Origin of the sequence: Paracoccus rhizosphaerae (assembly GCF_026162645.1) — a bacterium.
Lineage (GTDB): Bacteria > Pseudomonadota > Alphaproteobacteria > Rhodobacterales > Rhodobacteraceae > Paracoccus > Paracoccus rhizosphaerae.
This window is the reverse complement of record NZ_JAOTBE010000028.1, coordinates 13,255-26,957: the sequence shown is the minus strand read 5'-3', so window position 1 is coordinate 26,957 and position 13,703 is coordinate 13,255. Positions and strand designations below refer to the sequence as shown.

Genomic DNA, 13,703 nt, shown 5'->3' with positions numbered 1-13,703 from the left:
ATGACCCAGCCCGCGTTCGAGATCGTCCTGGTGCATGACGGCGCTGCCGTCACGCTGCGGGCCTCTCTGCGGGCTGTCGTCACCCTCGACAGCATGGCAGGCGGCATAGCCGAGGTCTGGGACCAGATCAGCCGCCTGTCATGGTCAAGGGTCCGTGCGGTGATCCTCGCAGCGGCCACGGATCGGCAGGACGCCCATCGCTTCCTCGCCGCCACCGCCGACAAGCCCCTCTGCGCCATTCTACCGGACGCACAGGCGGCTTGTCTGGCGGTTCTGGCATCCTACCAGCCAGAGCCAGCCGAGGCCGCACAGGGCCGCGCCACGACCGCAGAGGCGATGCCCCTGCGCGCGTATTTCCAGACCCTCTATGACTACGCGACCGGCTGGCTTGGCTGGACCCCATCAGAGACTTGGGCAGCATCACCGGCTGAGATCGAAGCCGCCTTCGCCGCCCATGTTGACCGGCTGGTGAAGATGACGCCCGGCTTGTCCGACGAAGTCGGCAAGGCTGGCACCAGCACCTCGACTGCCTACACCGCCGAGCACCTGCGCGAGATTGACGAACTGGGTTACGACCCGGCCTTCGACCGCGCCGGCTTCGAGCGCCTGAAGGCGCAGCAGAATGGCTAGGCCGCCCCGCCTCTGCGCCTGCGGCCAGATCGTGCCCGCCGATCAGCTTTGCGCCTGTCAGGTGCAGACCATGCGCGCCCGCAAGAAACGCCACGACCAGAACCGCCCGTCGTCCTCGGCGCGCGGTTACAACGGCGAATGGCGCAAGCTGCGCGCCGAGTTCCTGCGCGAGCATCCCTTCTGCGCCTTCTGTGGCGCCCCGGCAGAGCATGTTGACCACAAGGTCAGACATCGGGGCGACAAGGCGCTCCTGCTGTCTTGGGTGAACCTACAAAGCTTGTGCGCCCACTGCCATAACAGCATCAAGCAGAGAATGGAAGAACGATGCTAGGCCTCTGGCTCGAAGTGTAACGACACAATCTTGTGGCGTGTTTGGAACTGCCGAGACGTGGCAACATGTTCATGCGCCGAGTTGAAAGTCAGCGACGTCTGACAAACAGCTTTATCGACACATACGTCTTTGTGCCGGTCCCGCAATTCGCATCGCCACTTTTCCAAGACTTCAGCCGATGACTTTGCCCAGCAGTAAATTATTATGTCTCCTGTGTCCTGCCCATCCACCCCGGTAGAGTAACGCGTTGAAAGCTGTTTAAATCCTTTATCCAGCCAAGCGTAATCACTGTGCTTCTTAGCTTCCGCTATCCAAATAAAACCTTCCCTGCCGGAAACGAGAATATCACAGTGCCCCCCCTGCTGTTTGTCATGAGCCGCATCAATGCCCAGTAGTGACATCTGAGAAACTATCTCCACCGTTAACTGGTCTTCCGAAGTTTCCTTTTGCTTCTTTAGATGTTTATTGCGCTCAAATTCGTTACAGCAATAATCTACCAGCTTCCTGATCGCCCGCGCTCGTTCTTTATGGTTGCTCGCAGACCGGAAAAGGAGAGCTTCACCTAATGCAGTTCCGGCCTCAGATTTTATAAGCTGATCGACCGTAAAGGTTAGAATGCTCATCGATCCTCCTGCGCCTTTTCGAACACTGGTGCAACGTGCTGCGCAGCGTTTTCCACAACTTCTCCCGTTTGTGGATGCACCAAGACGTTCTCAGAAAGTAGCGCAGTGAAATCCTCCCCGCGAAGAGGATATTCGTTTCCATCTTCATCTACATAAACACCGTAAGCTCGTAATAATGCGTGCTTGCCGGCAGTCAGAATAGTAAGAGCCGCCTGAAAATCACGGTCAATGTATCGGCGACCAACCATGGAAAGCAGATCGGGATATGATAAGCAGTCCGCCTCTTGCGGACGCAAGGACATTACGCGCTCGGCGATGACTTTCGCAAGGTGGCCCGAGACCTCGTTGGCCCATCTGGTCTCAATATAGCTAAAGAGAGGATCTTTTTCCATTATTCTGCAGCTGTTTGAGATATCTCTGAGCTTGCTGGCGAAACCTTAGTCAAATGCGCCGAAATACGCTCACGGACATGTTCATAGTCTACTGCGCCGATGCAGTTTGCAATTGACGCTCCTGTGACCTGGGGGGCACTTTGCTTAGCCGCAATGCTGTTCAAACCCCTCGATGTGCCCGCTAGAGTTAGCTCGGGTCGGTATGCTTCATCGTCGCCTCCGAAACTCCACTGAACAGATATTTTATAGGGGGAGATTCTTGTTTTAAGTTCGCGCTTTCCTCCAACATGATACAATTCTTCACGCAAGCAGGTTTTTGTGCGTCGCATTTTCTCAAGCTTTACCGAACCAGTAGAGGTGCTAAATCCCAGCTCAACAACCTTACCGTCTTCGGAATTGTATATCGAGTCAATCAGAGGGAATAGGTCTCTTGCAAATTCAAGCTTGTTTTTTCCGAGTGCGTTGTTAATCATTCCCTTCAGCAAGGAATGTAGCTGATGCGAGGCCTCGGACGGCATTCCCTGAGGGTTGTCAACGCGAACCTCTAGCAAGTTATCGAAGTGTGAAATCCATATCACATTGAAGAGCTGAACGCTTCTAAACTTCAATCCGATGATCTCGTCATAGCCGCGGAGAATATCACTCACTGCCTCGCCGAAATCTCCCGCGCTCAATTTTTCGCGATAGGTCAGCTTCATTTCTGATGTATAAACGAGACACATTCCGTCGCCGTTCGAAAACTTGGCAACTGGGACTTGTGGCTCAGTCACATTTTCAAAAGCAGCCTTATTAACCTCTTTCGGAAAAGCCGCCGAGAAGACGTTATTCGGAATGTCCACTCCTTCAATAAATTCGCGGATCTTGTTTTTCTGCTTGTCGGTGACTGAGTAGAACTTTGTAAATTTTTCACCAAACAGGGCATGCTCGAACAGCAAGCTCTCTATAATGGTCTCTAACTTGTCGTCTTTTAGAGACTTCAGGCGGCCGATAGTGCGGTCCCATCCTTGACTGGTGGGAATGCCATTAGCTCTAAACGCTCGTGAAGCAATGGCCCACGGCATCCTATTCCGAATGGTTTTCAGCAATGCTTTATTCATAAAATTAGCTTTCCTAGGCGACTCGTTGAGGCATCATGACCGATGGCGACACGATTTTGAAGATAATTCGCCGGGCGGGGGCGCCAGTGATCTTTCGTAGGTTTGTAGAAACCGGCGCATGGACCGCCCCGCAAGACAGCAGGAATATAACTTTTCCGCGCCTTGAGGTATCTTGATACCGCACCCACATGGTCTGGGTTGACTGTGTGAGTATCGAGTATGCCCCTGCCCATTGCCCTTATCCGGGCGCACCTCGTCATCGACCATGAGGCCGACGACGATCTTCTGACGCATTATGCCAATGTCGCGGCTGCTTGGGTCTCGGCCTACACCGCCCGGCCCTTCGACCCGGCCCAGCCGCTGATGGCGCAGGCGGCGCTTCTGCTGATCGCGACCCAATACGAAAGCCGGGAAGCGGTCACGTTCTCGAACGCTTATCAGCTTCCCTATGGCGTTCATGACCTGCTGTCGCCGCTGAAGGAACGGATCACCGGCCACGGCGCGATTACTGACGGCCCGACCGCTGCGCCCTGTAACGCAGTTCTCGCGTCTGAAGGCTGGTGAGCAATGAGTATCACGAAGCAATCTTCTGACGCACTAGCTCGCCGTCTGGCGGCTCTGCCTCGCGAGATCGTCGCCAAGGTGCAGCCGGCCATCCTGAAGAGTGTGAAGGACGTGGCAGCCGATGCCGCCGTGCTAGCCGAGGCCACCCGGCGCACGGGCAGCTTGGCAGAGTCCGTCGAGGCGACCGGCCCCGGCCAGACAACGCCCGCCTATGCCAGCGACGGCGGGCGCAGGACGGCGACCGAGCTTCAGGGTTTCGTCACGGCCGGCGATCCCGGCGCGCGGCATGGGCATCTGGTCGAGTTCGGCACCGAGGCCCGGCGCCGTGAGGACGGCAGCAGCACCGGCACCATGCCGGCCACGCCCTTCCTGCTGCCCGCGTGGCGGCTGAACCGTGCGCGCGTGCAGCGCCGGATCAACACAGCGATCCGCCGCGCGATCCGCGAGGCCGCGCAATGATCCCGGTCGATGCCCTGCAAGCCGCGATCCGCGCGCGCCTTCTGGCCGATCCTGTCGTTAGTCAGCACGTCGCGCCCCATCATGTGCGCGTTGGCACTGTCCGGCCCGTGCAACTGCCCGCGATCATGATCGCCCCGACCCGTTCGGAAATCCTCGGCCGCGCCTCGGGCGGCCAGATCGTCGCCGAGGTCAGTCTGATGCTGCATGTATGGGCTTCGACCCAGAACGACCTGAACGCCGCGCAGGACATCGGCGCGGCCGCGTTTGTTGCCATGCTGGATGCCCCCGCTGCGGCCGGCTTCGCGTTCGATAGCTGGGAACGCCCGCACATGGTCTGGTCTGATCAATCGACGGGCATCGGCAACGCTGTGCACGGCGCTATTAACCTGCGCACTGTCATCCGGTGGCGCGACTGATGCGGGCAGGAAAGCTACAGCACCGCGTCCGGATCGAGCGCATGTTGGAAATGGTTAGCGACAGCGGCAATGTCCAAGAGGTCTGGCTGCCGCTGGTCACGGCACGGGCCGAGGTCAAAGAAGCCACCACGACCGAGTTCCTGACCGGCCAGATTGAAGGCTACACGGCCCGCGCCGTCTTCCTGATCCGCTGGCCGGTGCAGACGATCAGCACCGCCGACCGGCTCACCTATGCGGGCAAGCTCTGGAACATCACCGGCCTGTCAGAGATCGGCCGCCGGCGAGGCTTGGAGATCAGAGCCGAGGCTGTCGCATGAGCGCGCATCTTCGCGGCGTGAAGCCTCGGATCGGCGCGGATCAAGAACCACTGACGCGCGCCCCAAAGCCGCCCGCGTGGTTCTCGACCTATGCCCGTGACGAATGGCACCGGATCATGCCGACGCTGATCGGCCGCCGGGTGATCTGCAAGGCTGATCTGGCTCAGGTCGAGACCTATTGCGAGATGACCGGGCTTGTCCGGCAGATCACCCATGAGCGCCAGCTTTCGGGCGGGCTGATCGACGTGAAGCTCTTCGGCGTTCAGAACCGGGCTGCCCAGACCGCACGCCAGCTTGCCGCCACCCTCGGTCTTGATCCGGTCAGCCGCGCCCGCCTCGGCACAGCAGCGCCCGAGGATGACGACGACGATCCGCTGGCGGTGCGCTGATGGCCTTGACCTTCCCGGCGTGGGTCTTCGACAACAGCCCGATCCCTGACCCGCTCGGCCACGGCGACCGGGCGGTGCGCTTCCTGCGCGCCCTTCGCCATCCGTCTAGCACCCTGCCGGGCCGCAAGTTCCAGCTTTATCCGTGGCAGGAACGGATCATCCGCGCCATCTATGGCCCGCGCGATGCGGATGGCAACAGGATCGTGCGCGACGTCTTCCTGCTGATTGGGCGCGGCAACAGAAAGACGAGCCTCGCAGCCGCAATGGCGCTTCTGCATCTGATCGGCCCCGAGCGCGTGCCCAACGGACAGGCCATCTTTGCAGCCGCTGATCGCGAACAGGCCGGTATCGGCTTTCGCGAGGCCGCCGACATTGTGCGGATCGTGCCCAGCATGACGCGCGCCACGAAGATCTACGATGCCTTCAACAGCGCGAAGATGATCCGGTCCGGTTTGGACGGCAGCACGTTGAAGGCGGTCGCATCCGATGGCCGCGCGCAGCATGGCACGACGCCGACCTTTGTGCTGGTCGATGAAATCCACGCGTGGCGGGCGAACGGGCGAGAGTTGTGGCAGGCGTTGCAGACAGGCATGGCGAAGCGCCCCGGCGGCCTCACTGTCACCGCAACCACGGCCGGCCGAGGGCGCGAGGGGCTGGCAGCCGAACGCTATGCCTACGCCCGGAAGGTCGCGCTTGGCGAGATCATCGACCCGTCATTCCTGCCGATCCTGTTCGAGATGGGCGAGGATGACGACTGGACCAATGAGGCGGTCTGGCACCGCTGCAATCCCGGTCTGGCAGATGGCTTTCAGGATATCGGCAAGCTGCGGATCGACGCCAAGCGCGCCGAGAACGATCTGTCGGCGATGTATGACTTCCAGCAGTATCACCTCTGCCGCTGGCTCGGGAACAGCACTGCGCCCCTGTTCAACTTCGCCGAATACGACGCCCGGCAGTTCGAAGATGACGAAGCCGACCCTGAAGCGCTGCCCTGCTATCTCGGGATCGACTACGCCCAGAGCGGCGATCTTGCCGCCATCGTCGCCGCATGGCGCCATGATGACGGGCAGATCACGATCAAGCCGTGGTTCTTCGTGCCTTCCGAGGGCTTGGACGAACGGGCACGGCTGGAAGACCTGCCCTATCGGGCGTGGATCGAGGCCGGGCATGTGATCGAGCTCGAAGGTCCGGTCATCACGCCCGAGGCCGTCGCCGATCAGGTGCGCGAAATTTGCGGCACCTATGACGTGCAGGAAGCCGCCTATGACCCGTGGCAGTTCCGGCGCATGGCGATCGAGCTTCTGGGCGACGGCGTGCCCATGCTGGAAATGCGCCAAGGCCCGGCGACGATGGGTCCGGCCAATGGCGAGTTGATCCGGGCCGTCAACGGGCGCCTGATCCGCCATGACGGCCACCCGGTCTTGCGCCAGCACTTCGCCAGCGTCGCGGCGAAGGTCAACAATACCGGCATGGTCTGGATGACGAAGGCCGACCCCAAGCGCGGCCATATCGACGGCGCCGTGGCCGCCAGCATGGCCGTGTCGCGCGCATTGGCCGCCCATGACACGAAATCCCGCTACGACGACCCGGACGTGTCCGGCCTCTTTGTCCTGTAATGAGTGAGACGACCCGATGAACGCAGTAACGCCCGGCCTTGTGATCGACATCGAAGCCCGGATCAACAAGCTGGAACGCGGCCTGAAGCAGGCCAACGACCGCCAGCGCCGGGCCGCCGGCGAAATGGAACGCCGGGCGCGGCAGAGCGCCGAGCGGATCAACGACACCTACGGCCGAATGAGCAACGGCATTGGCGCCAGCTTCGCCAAGCTGCCCGCCATGCTGAAGGGCGTGGCTCTGCCGCTGATTGGCGGCGCCGGCCTTGCCGCCGGCGCCCAGCAAATCCGCCAGACCGTGCGCGGCATCGCCGAACTCGGCGATGAAGCGAAGCGCGCGGGCGTCGAGGTCGAGGCGTTCCAGCGCTGGCGCTATGTCGCCGAGCAGAACCGGATCGGCGTCGATGCGCTGACCGATGGCTTCAAGGAACTGTCGCTGCGCGCCGATGAGTTCATCGTCACCGGCAAGGGATCGGCCGAAGAGTCCTTCACCCGCCTCGGGCTGTCTGCCGAGGAACTGGCCCGGCGGCTGACTGATCCATCCGAGTTGATGCTGGAAATCGTGGACCGAATGCAGGGCCTCGACAAGGCGGCGCAGATCAGGGTCGCGGATGAGGTCTTCGGCGGCACCGGCGGCGAGCGCTTCGTGGAACTGCTGAGCATGGGCGAAGCCGGCATTCGCCGGATGATGGGCGAGGCCAGCGTGATGAGCGCCGGGCAGATCGACAAGGCCGCCGAACTGGACCGGCGCTATTCGGCCCTGACCCAGAACCTCGCAAACGGCTGGAAGCGGGTTGCCTTGGGCACCGCCGACTTCGCCGCGCAAGTGGCGAACATCCGGCAGGATGTTGAAGCGCTGGAAGCCTCGGACCTGTTTCGGACGGGCGCGCAGGCCGGTAGTATCCTCGGCCCAGGTATCTCCGACGCCTTGGCCGGCGACGGTCAGGCCGTGGCCGATCACGCGGCCCAGATCGGCGCGCTGTTAGTAGAATACGAGCGCTTCGGCGCCGAGGCCAGCCAGCTTGCGCCGATCCTTGAGAAGTTCGGCAACGAACTTCGCCGGATGGGCGAGACGGACGCCGCCGATGCTCTCTTCGAGGCAGCACAGGGCACGATGCGCCTGACCGGCGAACTGGATCGGGGCGAGATCGAGGCGCGGGACTTCGAGACCCAGATGGGCGCGCTGATCGACCGGGCGCAAGACGCCATGTCGCAGATCGCCGCCATCGACGATGTGCGCTTCGCCCGCGTGATCGACCGGCTGGCCGGTCTGGGCGGCGCGCTGGACGTGCTAAAGCGCAAGGCCGGCGAGTTGCGTGCCGCGCTGCCCGGTGGCGGGGATGCCATCGTGGCAGCCGCCCGGACGCGCAACGAGGCTGAAGCCGCCAGCATGGCGAGCCTTGAGCGGCACCGGCAGGCCGTGGAAGGCTTTACCGAAGCCGAGAACGGCCGCAACGCTGCGACCAGCGAACAAATCCGCCTTCAGCGCGAAGCCGAGCAAGTCCGCCAGCGCGCCGAGGAAGCAGGCGTTCGTCTGACCGATGCGCAGGTGAACAGCTATGCGGCCGACGCCATCGCAGGCGAAGAGGTCCGACGCGCGGCTGATCGGACCGGGGGCGGTGCCGATGCCGACAAGGGCGGTGCATCTGGCGGCGCCGGCCGTGATCGCGATGAATATGCTGATGCTGTCGCGCGGATGCGCGAGGAACAGGCCGCGCTAGATGCCGAGGCTGTCGCGCTGATCGCTGCTGCGGCTGCCGGCCGCGACTATGGCGATGCCATCGACTACGCCCGCGCGCGCGCCGAATTGCTGATGGCCGCCCAGCGCGAGGGGAAGACCGTTACCCCGGCCTTGCAGGCAGAGATCGACCGGCTGGCCGGCGCCTATGTCGAAGCCGGCAACCGCGCCGAACAGGCCGCTGCACAGATCAGGCAGGTCGAAGAACGCGGCCAGCGGGGCGCCGATGCGCTGACCGATATGTTCATGAGCGTGGCGAACGGCAGCATGACGGCCGAAGAGGCACTGACGAACTTGCTGCTTCAGATCGCGCAGGCGCAACTGACGAAGGGTCTGGCTGGCATCTTCGGCGGCGGTGGCATGCTAGGCGGGGTTGGAACTGCCGTTGGCGGCCAGCTGGGCTTTGTGGCCGGCGGCTACACCGGCCACGGCGGCAAGTATGAACCAGCCGGCGTGGTTCATCGCGGCGAGTATGTCTTCAGCAAGGAAACCGTTGCGCGGCTCGGCGCGGGCAACCTCGAACGCCTGCATCAGAGCGCGAAGCGCGGATACGCCGAGGGAGGGCTGGTCGCGGCCACCGGGACGCTGGCAGCAGCAGTAAGCCAGAGCGGCGCGACCGCCGGTTCGGCCGAGGGCATCACTATTGGCAGCGCCACGATCAACACGACGGTGAACGTGCAGGGCGCGAACGGCACGATTGAAGCAAATCCCGTAATGGCCGGGCAGATCAGCCGGCAGATCGAGCAGAACATGCGCGCGTTCGTGCAGGGTGAAATGGTCCAGCAGATGCGCAGCGGTGGCATGCTTTCCGGCCTGAGGCGCTAGAGGCTCTGGGAGGCCACCTAGAAGCCCGCTGAAGCGCAGCCGGTGCCGGTGCACCCGAGGATACGAGCCGGCGCCTCACGGCCCGCCTGCGAGTTCCTGCAGCCATGCCCGTGCCCGGTCGGCGGCGTGGCCGCGTTTGGTGCAGCCGGGAACGGCATGACAGCAGGCTTCGCCCAAGCAGGTGCGACGCAACGTGTTGTAGCCGGCCGAGGGTGTGAGTGGGCGCGGCCTGTGAACGACCGGGGGAGGTCTCAGAGATGCGTCACGTTTTTGTTCGTTACGCTTATCCTGTATGAGTAAAAGTAAAAGATACTTAGAAGATCACTTAATACGAACAAAAACGTGACGCTCTCGGGCGCACGTCCCTTGGCTGCGTTACGAACAAAAACGTGACGATGTTATGTTCCAACTGCACTTGAATGGTATACCGGTATACCTTAAATGAACTTTATTAAGTCAATGAGGTTACACATGCCCTATATGCTGAAGCTGCCGGACGAACGCGGCGCACAACTGAAGATGATCGCGGAACACGAGGGAAGGACTGCGGTTGATGTCGTTTCCGACATGATCCGCGCGAAGCTGGCGGAACACGCCATGCCTGCTGACCTTCCCGGTGTCACCGTCACCCGGTCTGACAACAAGCTGCGGATCGAGATGCCTGGCTTCGAGGGGGAAGTCTCGGCCAGTGACGCCGCGAAGCTGGCAGACAGCCTGCGTGAAGCGGGAGCCCCTTCAACGCCAATAGACCGGGCACGGAAACAGCGGATGCTTGAAGGTCTGGGCGCGGTGTCAGGTATCAAGGTCGAGCGGATGGCGCAGGGTGTCCGGCTGGTGTCGCCCGTCAGCGACAAGACGTATCCGCTGACATTCGGCGTCGCCGCCGATCTGGCCGACCAGATCGACCGCGCCGCCAAATAGAAACAGGGGCCGACGCGCCAACCTCGAACCCCCGTAAATGTCGTCTCATGCAAGAGCTAGAATATGTCGGACATCCAAAAAGTTCAAGGTTCTGACGCGCACAAGGTATCAACGCGCAGCTTCCAAGACCCTGATCCGAATGACCCTGATACCATCATTGATGACGTGAAGCTGACCCGGTGGGACAAGGCCAGCCGCAGGCTCCGCGATCTTGTAGCAAAGCGCGATGCCCTGCCGCTGGACCATTCGTTTCAAACGGCTGCGATCCTGGATGCGCAGATCGTTCGTGCCCGCGAGGCCCTTAAGCGGGCCGAGGGTGATGTTTCCCGGCGGCAGGAGAGTATCGACGAATGGCGTGCCGATGCTGGGCGGGAAACTTACAACTCGAGCCGGCGCAATGGGAGGGGAACGCCTCACGCGGACGTTGCCAGCATGACCCCAGAACAGAGACAGCAGCACGACAAAGACGGCGCTGCGGACCGCGCATGGCGTCGCCGCTGCAGAAAAGCCGGTTGGCCTGAGGTGAAGATACAGGCCGAACTTGTCGTGCGCATACGGTCCCGCGAGGCCAAACGTGCAGCATCTTACGAGGCGGATGAGGAACAAGCAGAACTCGAGCGCAATCCAATGTTCGGCGCATTTTAAAGGCATGGATCGGCAGTAGCGGTAAGCACTTACTTACTGCAAATTCAATAAGTTAGAAGGATTCTATCCTTGCGTCAGGGCTAAAGTTCAGCATACATCGCTGCACCGGTAACGAGGGAAAATGCCGTGACGAAATACCTGCCTACAGCGACCTATAATGAACTGCTGTCCGATCTGGCTGCCGCCTTCACCGAGGCGGCGAACTCGACCAGCTACACCTTGAGCGATCTGCTTGCGCTGGCGCTGGCGAATGCTGACGTGCTGCCCGAAGCATGCCGGGATGATGAGCCTGAGATAGAGCCTATCGCCGCCTGAGGATCGTTCCAGAATTTTTTTTAGGAGACAAATCAGTCAGTTGCGAAGTGCGAATTGCCTGAGATCTGCCGGAGGACGGCCACAAAGAAACCCGATACACAGGAATAGCAAGGGCGGTGCCAGCCTCTCACAACCGCGCCGCCCTTGTCTCAGACTTGAACCCCGATGAATGGAGTTTTCATCATGTCTAACATTGATACCATGACCGCACCCGAGGCAGCAACCCAGCAGGATCGCGTTACCTTCTTGGACGCCCTCGAAAGCTACTCGGACGGCCACACCGACGCGCGGAACACGCTTCTTGCCGCAGCCAAGCGTCTCGCCGACGATCACGATCGCGTCCGGAACGATAATGTCGGCTTCTTTCTCGCGCAGATCTTGGGAAAGGAGGATCGGTTCGTCGACGTTACTTATGCTGGCGCGGCTGAACTGATTATCTCCGAGTTGAATGACGATCAGGAAAGGGAGGCAGAATAATGGGCGACAGGACTGTCTCGAACCTGACCGATATCGCTCTTCACGCTATGGCCGCGATGCCTGACCCTCAGCGTGGATGGCCCCGCTTTTGCGACTCAAGGTCGGAATTGCCTCGCATCAGCGTCTTGGCGAAGCTTCGGCGCGAAGAGAGGGACATGGTCATTGCCTACCATCGGGTAAAGATCAACATGGAACTCGCAGACCTCGACACTGGGCACTACTCAGTGCACGGCTATCGCGGCTACTCGGTGTCAGAGCGTCGCAAAAGCGCCAAGGGCCGCCTCAAGCACCTCGAGCAGGTTGCTCAGGCCTTTCGTGAAATCGACCGGTCCCTCGGCCTCATCCCTCTTGATCCCATGCAACAGGCAGCCTGACACGCCGTAATAGCAAAGCAGCTAAGCGGGATTTCGAGCCTCGCTTGGTCGCGGTCAGTCGGTTTGTGCGCGGGCGACATCCCCAAAACCCCGACTAGGTGCAGCGGGATAGCCTTGCCCGCGTGGTGCCTATCTTCAGCCCCAAGCGTCCCCATCGCGCTTGGGGCTTCTTCATTGAAGATGCCCCTACGTCATGCGGTGCCAGAACTGGTGCCAAGATCGGTGCCATAGATCAATACAAGCCATTGATATATAGATTAAATCGATTTTTCAATCCTCTCTCACAGCACCAGTTTTCTTGACATGTCATCGATGCGCAGGCGCTCAGGGCTACGAGGCCTTTCCGGTGACACACACGGCCCTCCCGATACCTGACCTGAGCCAGCACCCGTAGGCCGACGTCAACTTCTTGCTCTCTGCTGTCGTCTGAAGGGGACGGATGGCAACGGTCAAAGGAGCTTTGCGAGACCAATCACCGGTTCTTCTTTCGCTGAAAGAAGCATCTTGAAGCGCTGCGTGTCCAGGATCCGGCAGCAATCCGGCTAGAATAGACGGTCGATCTGGCGCTCGACATTGATGCCGATGACTTCAGCCTCGGGGCAGCGCGGCGGGGCCTGGATCATCATGATCTGGCAGCAGACGATGTTCAGGAGCTTCTCGGCCGCAAGATTGGCTCCGGAGCCGGCGCCGGTGACGACATGGTCCGACAGCCGCAGCGCAGCCCGCGTGGCGGTGACGCTGTTGCAGCCGTGCGCGATGTTGGCGATGGGGCCGCCGTGGACCAGGGCGGGACCGTTCTCCAGCGTCTGGGCCAGGTTCGGCTGCAGCGCATCGCGCAGCAGGACCGTCATCGCGCTGTCCGCCTTCAGGTCGCGGGCGGTGACCGGCTGACGATCGAACGTCTCGGCAATGACGATGCGGCCCAAGCGGTCCTGCAGGTCCTGCGGTCGTGCGCCAGGCACGGGATCGCCATGACTTCGGAGGCGAAAGTTATGTCGAAGCCGGTCTGGCGGGAAAAGCCGCTGCCGGGTCCGCCAGTCCGACAATCACGTCGCGCAAGGTCCGGGCGTTCATGTCGATCAAGCGCCGTCAAGTGCTTCGGCGCGTGTCGATGTTCAGGCCTTTGCCAAATGGACGTAGTTGTCGATCATCGTGGCCAGCAGTGTCGGCCGAGGTGATCGCGCGAGAATCGCCGGTGGAGGGTAGTTCATGTCCCCCACCGGCGCGATATGGGCAAGCCCGCCACCGGCCGCCCCACCCTACATGCCGAAGCTGGGACCCGCACTCGCCTCTTGAATGCAGATGGTGGCGCGCCTGCCGATGCGGTTCAGTGCGTCCCCCAAGCCCGCGGTGCTCGTGGACTTGCCCTCGTCCGCAGGGGTGGTTGTCGCCCTCACCAGGATCAGGCGACCTTCTGGGCGGCCCTGCAGATTCGCAACTGCCCCGTGCGTGATCTTGGCTAGGTGGTGCCCGTAGGTAAGGATCTGCCGATCCGTCAGTCCCGGACCGGCAGCGATGTCCGGAATGTCACGCGTCTTCGCCGTGCGACGGATCTGGATGTCGAACTGCATCAACCT

The 13,703-nt window shown here is 61.4% G+C and carries 17 protein-coding genes and 1 pseudogene; 14 read left to right on the top strand and 4 right to left on the bottom strand.

Annotation, left to right across the window (positions count from 1 at the left end; all coding sequences use genetic code 11):
• A complete protein-coding gene (locus OC184_RS11300; protein ID WP_265507301.1) occupies positions 1 to 630 on the top strand; it encodes a hypothetical protein in 630 nt (209 codons plus the stop codon).
• A 70-nt stretch (positions 631 to 700) separates the two neighbouring features.
• On the top strand, positions 701 to 961 hold the full coding sequence (locus OC184_RS11295; RefSeq protein WP_265507300.1) for an HNH endonuclease: 261 nt from the start codon (positions 701 to 703) through the stop codon (positions 959 to 961).
• On the opposite strand, the gene OC184_RS11290 is transcribed toward OC184_RS11295, so the two are convergent.
• From OC184_RS11290 to OC184_RS11280, 3 genes are read right to left on the bottom strand one after another with little or no spacing between them, the layout of a single operon-like run.
• Positions 958 to 1,584: a hypothetical protein gene (locus OC184_RS11290; protein WP_265507299.1), complete on the bottom strand. Its 627-nt coding sequence runs from the start codon at positions 1,582 to 1,584 to the stop codon at positions 958 to 960. The two genes, OC184_RS11295 and OC184_RS11290, sit on opposite strands and share 4 nt — an antisense overlap.
• Complete coding sequence (locus tag OC184_RS11285; RefSeq protein ID WP_265507298.1) at positions 1,581 to 1,976, bottom strand: hypothetical protein; 396 nt, start codon at positions 1,974 to 1,976, stop codon at positions 1,581 to 1,583. Before OC184_RS11285 ends, OC184_RS11290 begins: the two co-directional genes overlap by 4 nt.
• Positions 1,976 to 3,073: a hypothetical protein gene (locus tag OC184_RS11280; protein WP_265507297.1), complete on the bottom strand. Its 1,098-nt coding sequence runs from the start codon at positions 3,071 to 3,073 to the stop codon at positions 1,976 to 1,978. Before OC184_RS11280 ends, OC184_RS11285 begins: the two co-directional genes overlap by 1 nt.
• A gap of 219 nt (positions 3,074 to 3,292) precedes the next feature.
• Between OC184_RS11280 and OC184_RS11275 the strand changes: the two genes are divergently transcribed.
• The 12 genes from OC184_RS11275 to OC184_RS11220 all read left to right on the top strand — a co-directional run bounded on the left by OC184_RS11275 (position 3,293) and on the right by OC184_RS11220 (position 12,126).
• A complete protein-coding gene (locus tag OC184_RS11275) occupies positions 3,293 to 3,637 on the top strand; it encodes a head-tail connector protein (RefSeq protein WP_265507296.1) in 345 nt (114 codons plus the stop codon).
• 3 nt (positions 3,638 to 3,640) lie between these two features.
• Positions 3,641 to 4,096 carry an HK97 gp10 family phage protein gene (locus OC184_RS11270; RefSeq protein ID WP_265507295.1) on the top strand — a complete coding sequence of 152 codons (456 nt, stop codon included), beginning with the start codon at positions 3,641 to 3,643 and terminating at the stop codon, positions 4,094 to 4,096.
• The gene (gene gp17 / locus OC184_RS11265; protein ID WP_265507294.1) at positions 4,093 to 4,512 is read left to right on the top strand and encodes a tail completion protein gp17; all 420 of its coding nucleotides are present in this window, start codon (positions 4,093 to 4,095) and stop codon (positions 4,510 to 4,512) included. The genes OC184_RS11270 and gp17 overlap by 4 nt, the downstream gene beginning before the upstream one ends.
• Positions 4,512 to 4,829 (top strand): head-tail adaptor protein, encoded by a 318-nt coding sequence (locus OC184_RS11260; RefSeq protein ID WP_265507293.1) that lies wholly within the window; start codon positions 4,512 to 4,514, stop codon positions 4,827 to 4,829. The genes gp17 and OC184_RS11260 overlap by 1 nt, the downstream gene beginning before the upstream one ends.
• A complete protein-coding gene (locus tag OC184_RS11255; RefSeq protein ID WP_265507292.1) occupies positions 4,826 to 5,218 on the top strand; it encodes a phage terminase small subunit P27 family in 393 nt (130 codons plus the stop codon). Before OC184_RS11260 ends, OC184_RS11255 begins: the two co-directional genes overlap by 4 nt.
• A complete protein-coding gene (locus OC184_RS11250) occupies positions 5,218 to 6,834 on the top strand; it encodes a terminase large subunit (protein ID WP_265507291.1) in 1,617 nt (538 codons plus the stop codon). Before OC184_RS11255 ends, OC184_RS11250 begins: the two co-directional genes overlap by 1 nt.
• Before the next feature lie 16 nt (positions 6,835 to 6,850).
• Entirely contained in the window at positions 6,851 to 9,394 is a 2,544-nt protein-coding gene (locus OC184_RS11245) for a phage tail tape measure protein (RefSeq protein ID WP_265507290.1), read from the top strand.
• 480 nt (positions 9,395 to 9,874) lie between these two features.
• Positions 9,875 to 10,315, top strand: coding sequence for a hypothetical protein (locus tag OC184_RS11240; protein ID WP_265507289.1), 441 nt, complete (start codon positions 9,875 to 9,877; stop codon positions 10,313 to 10,315).
• Between the two features lie 63 nt (positions 10,316 to 10,378).
• The gene (locus tag OC184_RS11235) at positions 10,379 to 10,960 is read left to right on the top strand and encodes a hypothetical protein (RefSeq protein ID WP_265507288.1); all 582 of its coding nucleotides are present in this window, start codon (positions 10,379 to 10,381) and stop codon (positions 10,958 to 10,960) included.
• A gap of 126 nt (positions 10,961 to 11,086) precedes the next feature.
• Positions 11,087 to 11,275 (top strand): hypothetical protein, encoded by a 189-nt coding sequence (locus OC184_RS11230; RefSeq protein WP_265507287.1) that lies wholly within the window; start codon positions 11,087 to 11,089, stop codon positions 11,273 to 11,275.
• 183 nt (positions 11,276 to 11,458) lie between these two features.
• A complete protein-coding gene (locus OC184_RS11225) occupies positions 11,459 to 11,752 on the top strand; it encodes a hypothetical protein (RefSeq protein WP_265507286.1) in 294 nt (97 codons plus the stop codon).
• A 155-nt stretch (positions 11,753 to 11,907) separates the two neighbouring features.
• Positions 11,908 to 12,126, top strand: a complete 219-nt coding sequence (locus OC184_RS11220) for a hypothetical protein (RefSeq protein ID WP_265507285.1) — start codon at positions 11,908 to 11,910, stop codon at positions 12,124 to 12,126.
• A 635-nt stretch (positions 12,127 to 12,761) separates the two neighbouring features.
• Here the strand turns inward: OC184_RS11220 and OC184_RS20485 are convergent.
• Positions 12,762 to 13,697 (bottom strand): annotated as a pseudogene (locus tag OC184_RS20485) (formate--tetrahydrofolate ligase); the annotation flags it as partial.
• Positions 13,698 to 13,703: the final 6 nt, after the last annotated feature.

Excerpts from the sequence above, each read along its gene's own strand:
- OC184_RS11285 (WP_265507298.1), bottom strand. The coding sequence starts at position 1,976 with ATGGAAAAAGATCCTCTCTTTAGCTATATTGAGACCAGATGGGCCAAC.
- OC184_RS11260 (WP_265507293.1), top strand. The coding sequence starts at position 4,512 with ATGCGGGCAGGAAAGCTACAGCACCGCGTCCGGATCGAGCGCATGTTG.
- OC184_RS11220 (WP_265507285.1), top strand. The coding sequence starts at position 11,908 with ATGGTCATTGCCTACCATCGGGTAAAGATCAACATGGAACTCGCAGAC.
- OC184_RS11295 (WP_265507300.1), top strand. The coding sequence starts at position 701 with ATGCGCGCCCGCAAGAAACGCCACGACCAGAACCGCCCGTCGTCCTCG.
- gp17 (WP_265507294.1), top strand. The coding sequence starts at position 4,093 with ATGATCCCGGTCGATGCCCTGCAAGCCGCGATCCGCGCGCGCCTTCTG.
- OC184_RS11275 (WP_265507296.1), top strand. The coding sequence starts at position 3,293 with ATGCCCCTGCCCATTGCCCTTATCCGGGCGCACCTCGTCATCGACCAT.
- OC184_RS11280 (WP_265507297.1), bottom strand. The coding sequence starts at position 3,073 with ATGAATAAAGCATTGCTGAAAACCATTCGGAATAGGATGCCGTGGGCC.
- OC184_RS11245 (WP_265507290.1), top strand. The coding sequence starts at position 6,851 with ATGAACGCAGTAACGCCCGGCCTTGTGATCGACATCGAAGCCCGGATC.
- OC184_RS11235 (WP_265507288.1), top strand. The coding sequence starts at position 10,379 with ATGTCGGACATCCAAAAAGTTCAAGGTTCTGACGCGCACAAGGTATCA.
- OC184_RS11255 (WP_265507292.1), top strand. The coding sequence starts at position 4,826 with ATGAGCGCGCATCTTCGCGGCGTGAAGCCTCGGATCGGCGCGGATCAA.
- OC184_RS11290 (WP_265507299.1), bottom strand. The coding sequence starts at position 1,584 with ATGAGCATTCTAACCTTTACGGTCGATCAGCTTATAAAATCTGAGGCC.
- OC184_RS11300 (WP_265507301.1), top strand. The coding sequence starts at position 1 with ATGACCCAGCCCGCGTTCGAGATCGTCCTGGTGCATGACGGCGCTGCC.
- OC184_RS11240 (WP_265507289.1), top strand. The coding sequence starts at position 9,875 with ATGCTGAAGCTGCCGGACGAACGCGGCGCACAACTGAAGATGATCGCG.
- OC184_RS11270 (WP_265507295.1), top strand. The coding sequence starts at position 3,641 with ATGAGTATCACGAAGCAATCTTCTGACGCACTAGCTCGCCGTCTGGCG.
- OC184_RS11225 (WP_265507286.1), top strand. The coding sequence starts at position 11,459 with ATGTCTAACATTGATACCATGACCGCACCCGAGGCAGCAACCCAGCAG.
- OC184_RS11250 (WP_265507291.1), top strand. The coding sequence starts at position 5,218 with ATGGCCTTGACCTTCCCGGCGTGGGTCTTCGACAACAGCCCGATCCCT.